This window comes from Rhodospirillaceae bacterium (assembly GCA_028819475.1).
Lineage (GTDB): Bacteria > Pseudomonadota > Alphaproteobacteria > Bin65 > Bin65 > Bin65.
Genome location: JAPPLJ010000043.1, coordinates 40110 through 46329 on the forward strand (window position 1 = coordinate 40110; position 6220 = coordinate 46329).

Consider the following 6220-nt stretch of genomic DNA (forward strand, 5'->3'; position numbering starts at 1 on the left):
CCGTGCGCCGGCGCCGATTTCGCGCCGGTACCGGCCCGCCGGACGGAAGGTCCGCTACGGCAGCTGAATCCCCGCTGTCTTCACGCCTTCGGCCTCCCGCGCCATCGCCCGCCGGAAGGCCGGGATTTCCTCGACCCGCGCGCTGTGCGCGACGATCGCCGGATACTCGTCGATCGGGAAGCCGGCAGACGCCGCAGTGGTCACCAGCCAGTGCAGATAGACGTCGACGATGGACGGCGCGTCGCCGTAGAACCACCGGCCGTCCGAGACCCGCCGTTCGACCTCCTTGAGGGCGTCTTTCAGCTGGGCGGTGCCGTGCGCGTAGATGCCGTCGGTCTCGCCGTCGGTGTAGCGCATCGGCATGCGGATCTGGCGGACCATCGGGTGCATGGTCGCCGAGCACCAGACGAGGTCGGAGCGTTGGACGGCCTTCTCCAGCGGCGAATTCGTCCCGGGCAGGATGCCCGCGTCCGGCGCCATCGCGTCCAGCATGATCAGGATCGAGGCATTCTCGGTGACCGGTTTGCCGTCCACGACCAGCGCCGGGACCTTCCCGCTGCGATGCACCGCCCGGTATTCGGGCGACTTCTGCTCGCCCTCGAAGATGTTGACAAGCTGGTCGTCATACGCCAGCCCCGCCATTTCCAGGGCGGTCATGGTCACACGCGAACAGGCGCGCGGGCAGTAGTAGAGTTTGATGCTGGTCATGGAGCGCTCCGGTCTGACGGATTAAGCTGACGCCCGGATCGGGTTCGACGCGATTTCCGATATGGCCGACGCCCCCGATCTCGATGCGCACGGTCCTGCCGGCCTCGCGCCGGGGGGTGGCCCGGGCAGAACATGGTGCCGGTGGCGATAACATTGCCGGGCAGCAGGGTAAAGGCGGTCGTGAGGCGGGCGCTCCGGCTGCCCGGCCGGTCCCTGGCGCCGGTCCCTGGCGCCGGTCGATGGGGCGCTGGCAGGCAGGGACTGCACCGTCGGCGATTTCACCGCGGCCGACATCATGCTCGGGCACGCCTGCTACATGGCGAGCCGGTCGGTCCCGGTCGGCGACGACATGCCCGATCTCAAGGCCTGCATCGACCGGATTGCGGCCCGGCCGGCCTTCGATAAAGCGATCGGGCTCAATTGAGCCGCGCCGCGCCCGGCCGGGTCCGGCGCCCCGACCCCCCCCTTCAGCCCAGGGGGTAGCTCTGCAAAGCCCGGTATTGCGCACCGTGGCGGCTCAACTGGCTTTCGTAGAGGATAAAGGCGCGGACCTCGAAGGGCGGGGCGCGGAAATCGCCGTGCTCGGAGAGGAAGTTCGCCACATGGTGCCCGGTTTCGCCCTTGATGCGGGCCAGCGTGACATGGGGCCGGAACTTTCGCGCCTCCGCCGGAAATCCGGCGCGCACGATGGCGGATCCGACGCCGGCCTGGAGCCGGTCCAGCGCCTCGTTCGCCTCGACCCCGGCCCAGACCGAGCGCGCCTTGCGCAGCTTGCCGAAATGGCCGACGCTGGCGAGCGACAGCGCGAACGGCGCCGCCTGCACCCCGGCAAGCGCGGAATCGATATCCTCGGCCTGGTCCTCGGCAACCTCGCCGATGAAGCGCAGGGTGATGTGGTAGTTGTCGGACTCGATCCAGCGCGCGCCGGGGATGCCGCGCTCCAGCATGGCGAGCGTATCCCGCAGGTCTTCCGGCAGTTCGAGGCCGACGAACAGGCGCAGCATGGACGGGGTTCCGGCAGGGGGCGCGTCAGACGGCGCCGGGCGGGCCGCCGTGCTGCGCGGGGGCCTCGTCCATGCTGCCGTCTCTCCTGCCGTCCATACCGCCGTCCGGACTGCCGCCGATCCGGTCGCCGATGCTGTCGGTGATGCGCGCGGCGGCGCTCTGGATCGAGTTCCGGGCGAGGTGGGCGTAGCGGGCCGTGGTCTGGACCTGGGTGTGGCCGAGCAGCCTGCCGATCATGGTCAGGCTCTCGCCGAGCGCCAGCGCCTGCGAGGCGAAGGTGTGGCGCAGGTCGTGGATGCGCACGTCCTCCAGCCCGGCGCGCTTGCGGATGATCTTCCACGGCCCCTGCAGATCGACCAGATGGGTGTCGGGAAACCGGCCCGGAAACACCCAGGGGCTGCCCGGCGTCCGGGGAATGGACTCCAGCACCGCCCGCGCGCCCGGCCCCAGCGGCACGGCGCGCCCGCCGGTCTTGGCGTCGGGCAGTTCGATCGCGTCCGCCGTGACATGCTCCCAGCGCAGGTCGCGGATTTCCGACTTCCGGCAGCCCGTCAGCAGCAGCAGGCGGAAGGCGGCGACGGCCGCCGGCATTTCCTCCTCGGCCGCGCGCAGAACCGCGCCCAGGCGCGCCATCTCCTCCGGCGACAGGAATCGTTCCCGCTTGTGTTCCTTGTATTGCCTTATGTGCCGGCAGGGGTTCGAGCCGTCCGGCCGCCAGCCCCAGATCTCGGCCTGGACGAACATCTTGGACAGGACGCCGAGCATCCGGTTGGCCTGGTAGGGCGTGGCGCGCATGCTGTGGTGCAGTTCGGCGGCATCCTTGCGCTGGACGTCGCCGGCCGGCATGTCGCCGAGCGCCGGCACGATGAACTTCTCCACCATCCGGCGGTAGTGCGCCTGGGTGCCCGGCTTGCAATGGTCCGGAACGTAATCCTCCAGGAACCGGCGCCCGAGCGCCGCCACCGACGGCGACGGCGCCCTGTACGCATCCGGGTCCCCGTCCCGGTCTTCGCGCGGATCGATGCCCCGCTTCGCCAGCGCCAGGAGCTGCCGCGCCTGCGCCCGCGCCGCCTCGGCGCCCAGAGTCTCGATGCCCGGCGCGCCGTAATGGCCGAGGGTGAACCAGCGCAGCCGGCCGCGCACGCGGGTCTGGAGCACCCAGGTTTTCCGGCCCGACGCGCGGACCCGGACGCCGAAGCCGGTCAGCTCCCCGTCCCAGTAAACGGCGTCGGAATCGTTTGCCGCAATGGCGCCGACCGCGCGGTCGGTAAGTTTGGACATGCGGTTTGCCATGGTTTTCAACCCTTTTCGATCGTACCGATCCTACCTTACGGCAAACATCTGGCAAACAAATTCGCCGCCTGAGGGGTCGAAAACCCGCAAGGCGGCCGAACCGGTATTTTCACAGAATCGAATAACATCAATGGGTTATCCGATTCAGGCATTGCCGTTTGCAGGATCATGAGGTCACGCTCCTCAAGAGTCAGATGAAGTCCGCCATGATGGCGAAGGGCCCGGACAAGAATGTACAGTCGGGCAACAGCCGCGTGAAGGTCACGATCTACGGCTGGGTCAACCGGGCGGTCCGGTTCGCGTCCTCGGGCGGCAAGTCGGACATCCACAGCGTCGATAACGACGAATCGGTGTCGCGCTTCGGCATCCGGGCGGTCGGCAAGCTGAACGCCAACACTTCGGCGGTCGCGCTGTCCGAGTGGGGGATGAGCGCCGGCGGCGGCCGTTACGGCACCGGCTTCAGCGACGACGGCGCCCAGGGCTCCGGCGGCACCGTCGGCGTCCGGCATTCCTTGATCGACATCGTCAACAAGGACCTCGGCACCGTGTCGCTCGGTCACAGCATTCACGCCCATGGCCCGGCGATCTATACCGGCTTCACCGCCGCCGGCCTGACGTTCAATATCGGCACGACGGGCACCGGGCTGGTGCCGAATTCGGACAAGATGGTCGCCGAAGGCCGCATCGGGATGCCGGGCAATGTCGGCCTGGGCGGGCGGCAGAACCGCATCCTCTACAAGACGCCGAACCTGATGGGCGTCGGGATGCAGGTGTCCTACACGCAGGCCAAGAGCTACTCGGCGGGCATTTCGTTCAGCAGCCCGGCCAGCATGTCCAAGGACATCAGCATCGCGCTCGGCGCAGGCTACCGCCATCAGCCGAACGCCGGCATGGGCGGCGGCGACATCAACAGCTTCGGCGTGTCGGGCGGCGTCAAGCACAACGCGTCCGGGTTCAGCGTCAACGGCGCCTATACCCAGGCGTTGACGAAGGCCGGGATGACGATGGCGACGCCCATGTCGCGTATGGTCGGGAGTTTCCTGACGACGGCCGACAATCCCGCTACCGACGACGACGAATCGGCCTACACGACCGGCGTCATGGTAACCTCTGCCAAGGCGGCGGCAAGGACGCCCGGTTCCAAGCATACCGCCTGGATGGCCAACGTCTCTTGGACCGGCAAGCTGATGGAGGCCGGCGCCACCGGCCTCACGATTGGCTACGCCAGTTACAAGAAGGGCGACTACTCGACCACCACCAACTACTGGGTCGGCGTCCATCAGAACGTCGATAGCGCCGCGGCGGACGTCTATTTCGGCGTGTCCTACGACACGGGCAACGGGGCGTACACGGTGGCGCACGAAGCCGGCACCGCTACTGACCTCGCTGCTGTTGGCTCAGTCGATGGCACCACCGGCGTTTACACGCCCCCGGCACTCGACGCGAACGCCACCTTCGATACCACCTGCGGCGCCTCCTCTTGGGACGCCACCCTCGATCCCGATGGAGATGGCACCGCAGAAGGCGGCGTCGCCGGCGTGCAGAACGGGGCCAAGTGTTCCGTCGCGCGCGACGGCGTGCTGGTGGTTCTCGGCGGCATCCGCGTCAAGTTCTAGGCGGATAGCGGCGTAACGGGAGCGCGAACCGGTGACCCGTCTTCTCCCGCTCGCGGCCGTCGCCGCCCTGGCCCTGGCGGTCGGCGCTTGCGCCGGCCCCTCTGCGGAGACGTCTTCCGCAGGGGCTACCGCCAGGGCCGGGACGGGCGACGCCGAGGCCGGCCCCGGACCGGAGTCCGGGGCGGAGGGCGAGAAGAAGCGCCCCTGGTGGCGGCTGTCGCAATACAGCCGCGGGCCGGGTTACGAGACGCCGGAAGAGCGGTACAGGAAGCGCCCGGGCCTGTTCAGCGGCAAGGACGGCGGCTTCGTCCTCTACCGCGAGGGCGAGGCGGGCCGCTCGGCGGGCCCGAGCAAGCCCACCAAGGTCCGGCGCTGACCCCGGCTCAAGGCCGGGGCGGGCCGGTCCCGCTTCCCGAACAAAATTCCGGGCCCGGATGGCGACATCCGGGCCTCCTTTTTTGCGGGGCTCCTTCGGCAAGCACAGGGCAGGCCCTTCGATACGCCCCGGCCGGGGCCGGGGCTACTCAGGGTGAGGGTGAGGTGAGTAAACGCATCAAAACCCCTCATCCCGAGTAGGCGCGCCAGCGCCGTATCGAGGGGCGCCCCCTAGCCGCCGCCCGCCAGGAGCCTTTCGACGTAGGGCAGAATCCGCTCGACGATCACGGCGACGCCGGCCGCGTTCGGGTGGATGAGATCGGGCTGGTTCAGTGCCGGATCCAGCGCCACGCCGTCGAGAAAGAAGGGATAGAGCACGGCGCCGTAGCGCTGCGCCAGCTCCGGCCAGGCGCTGTTGAAGGCGGCTTCGTACTCCGGGCCGAGATTGCGCGGCGCCTTCATCCCGGCCAGGAGGACGGGGATTTTCCGTTCCGTCAACTGCGCCAGGATGGCCCGGAGATTGGCCCGCGTTTCGGCCGGATCGAGGCCGCGCAGGCCGTCATTGCCGCCGAGCGCGACGATGACGAAATCCGGCTTCGACGACAGCGCCCAGCCCAGCCGGGCCCGGCCGCCGGCCGTCGTGTCGCCGGAGATGCTGCCGTTCATCACCCGGATATCGTGGCCCCGGCTGCGCAGCGCCGCCTCCAGCCGCGGGACGAAGCCCTGTTCCGCCGGCAGCCCGAAACCGGCGCCCAGACTGTCGCCCAGCACCAGCAGCGTGCGTTCGGCGGCCTGCGCCGGGGCCGCCCAACCCAGCCCGCACACCAGCGCAAGCGCGCAGGCCCAGAGCATACCCCTGCGGAAAGGTGCGATTCGAATCCCCCTCCCCTTGGGGGAGGGGTTAGGGGAGGGGTCGCCTGCCGCCGCGCCGATGTCCGATCCCGGCAAAGCGCCAGCCGCCGCAGACCCCTCCCCCTGACCCCCTCCCCCAAGGGGAGGGGGGATATGCAATTCCGCCTTATCCCTCCCCCTCTTCAGAGGGGGAGGCCCGGACAGGAATTGGGTGGGGGTGCAGTGGCGCCGGGCACGCACCGCCGGGCAGCCATTCCTGCTCGAACGGCACGACACCCCCATCGACCTCGCTGCGCTCGGCCACTTCCCCCTCTGAAGAGGATTTCTCTGCGAAAGGGGATTCTCAACCTGTCCGTAGTGTGATTCTCTGG

At 69.0% G+C, this 6220-nt stretch carries 7 protein-coding genes; 3 read left to right on the forward strand and 4 right to left on the reverse strand.

The features are described from left to right. Positions 1-54: 54 nt before the first annotated feature. A complete protein-coding gene (locus OXM58_13640) occupies positions 55-708 on the reverse strand; it encodes a glutathione S-transferase family protein (GenBank protein ID MDE0149407.1) in 654 nt (217 codons plus the stop codon). Between the two features lie 295 nt (positions 709-1003). Here OXM58_13640 and OXM58_13645 point away from each other — a divergent pair, with 295 nt between their 5' ends. Next, positions 1004-1132: a hypothetical protein gene (locus OXM58_13645; protein MDE0149408.1), complete on the forward strand. Its 129-nt coding sequence runs from the start codon at positions 1004-1006 to the stop codon at positions 1130-1132. Positions 1133-1175: 43 nt separating this feature from the next. Here OXM58_13645 and thpR read toward each other — a convergent pair whose 3' ends face one another. Further along, the gene (gene thpR / locus OXM58_13650) at positions 1176-1712 is read right to left on the reverse strand and encodes an RNA 2',3'-cyclic phosphodiesterase (protein ID MDE0149409.1); all 537 of its coding nucleotides are present in this window, start codon (positions 1710-1712) and stop codon (positions 1176-1178) included. 25 nt (positions 1713-1737) lie between these two features. Then, on the reverse strand, positions 1738-2994 hold the full coding sequence (locus tag OXM58_13655) for a tyrosine-type recombinase/integrase (protein ID MDE0149410.1): 1257 nt from the start codon (positions 2992-2994) through the stop codon (positions 1738-1740). Between the two features lie 206 nt (positions 2995-3200). On the opposite strand from OXM58_13655, the gene OXM58_13660 reads away from it, so the two are divergent. Both OXM58_13660 and OXM58_13665 read left to right on the forward strand, forming a co-directional pair. Then, entirely contained in the window at positions 3201-4622 is a 1422-nt protein-coding gene (locus tag OXM58_13660) for a hypothetical protein (protein ID MDE0149411.1), read from the forward strand. Positions 4623-4653: 31 nt separating this feature from the next. Then, a complete protein-coding gene (locus OXM58_13665) occupies positions 4654-4998 on the forward strand; it encodes a hypothetical protein (protein ID MDE0149412.1) in 345 nt (114 codons plus the stop codon). A 230-nt stretch (positions 4999-5228) separates the two neighbouring features. On the opposite strand, the gene OXM58_13670 is transcribed toward OXM58_13665, so the two are convergent. Then, positions 5229-5849 carry an arylesterase gene (locus OXM58_13670; protein ID MDE0149413.1) on the reverse strand — a complete coding sequence of 207 codons (621 nt, stop codon included), beginning with the start codon at positions 5847-5849 and terminating at the stop codon, positions 5229-5231. Positions 5850-6220: the final 371 nt, after the last annotated feature.

Bases quoted from the DNA above. Each gene is read 5' to 3' on its own strand.
- OXM58_13670 (MDE0149413.1), bottom strand. From the start codon at position 5,849: ATGCTCTGGGCCTGCGCGCTTGCGCTGGTGTGCGGGCTGGGTTGGGCG.
- thpR (MDE0149409.1), bottom strand. From the start codon at position 1,712: ATGCTGCGCCTGTTCGTCGGCCTCGAACTGCCGGAAGACCTGCGGGAT.
- OXM58_13660 (MDE0149411.1), top strand. From the start codon at position 3,201: ATGAAGTCCGCCATGATGGCGAAGGGCCCGGACAAGAATGTACAGTCG.
- OXM58_13655 (MDE0149410.1), bottom strand. From the start codon at position 2,994: ATGTCCAAACTTACCGACCGCGCGGTCGGCGCCATTGCGGCAAACGAT.
- OXM58_13645 (MDE0149408.1), top strand. From the start codon at position 1,004: ATGCTCGGGCACGCCTGCTACATGGCGAGCCGGTCGGTCCCGGTCGGC.
- OXM58_13640 (MDE0149407.1), bottom strand. From the start codon at position 708: ATGACCAGCATCAAACTCTACTACTGCCCGCGCGCCTGTTCGCGTGTG.